Origin of the sequence: Xanthomonas sp. LMG 12460, from assembly GCF_009192895.1 — a bacterium.
In the GTDB taxonomy this organism is placed as follows: domain Bacteria; phylum Pseudomonadota; class Gammaproteobacteria; order Xanthomonadales; family Xanthomonadaceae; genus Xanthomonas_A; species Xanthomonas_A sontii.
Genome location: NZ_NKUH01000095.1, coordinates 1 through 543, shown reverse-complemented (window position 1 = coordinate 543; position 543 = coordinate 1). Strand labels below are relative to the sequence as shown.

The 543-nt window shown below is 71.3% G+C and carries 1 pseudogene; it reads right to left on the bottom strand.

Features of this window, described 5'->3' with window-relative positions:
• Positions 1–239: pseudogene (locus tag CEK66_RS17385) on the bottom strand (peptidase T); the annotation flags it as partial.
• Between the last annotated feature and the right edge of the window lie 304 nt (positions 240–543).

Here is a 543-nt window from a genome sequence, read left to right as displayed (position 1 = left end):
GAGGCGCGCAGCACCACCACGTGGCCGTGCCCGGCCTTGGCCATGAACCAGCGCAGCGCGTCGTAGTTGCGGTCGCCGCCCCCCATCAGCAGCAGGCCGGGCGACACCGGGCCGGGTGTGGGCGCGGCCGGATCGCCGACCAGGTACTGGCGGTAATCGCGCGCGACGGCGGGCGTGGCCAGGCACAGGCCCAGCAGCAGCGACATCCAGGGCCGGAACATGCCGACGGAACGGGTCATGCGGATCTCCTCGGGAACGGGGCGGGCAGGCGAGCGTGCGGCTCGTTGCTGAGAGGGGACGAACGGCGGCACGGTTTCCCCCCGCTGCCTTCACCCTCCCACGTCGGCGCGCGCGGCACTTGCCCGCACGCACCGGCGATCGGCTAATGTGGGATCCATGTCCGCTTCCCTCGACGATTGGTTCGTCCAAGAAATCCTCGTCCACGAGCAGGCGCTCAGCGGCTACCTGCGGCGCTGCTGGCCGCATCGCGAGGAGTGGCACGACCTGCGCCAGGAGATCTACGTGCGCGTCTACGAGGCCGCC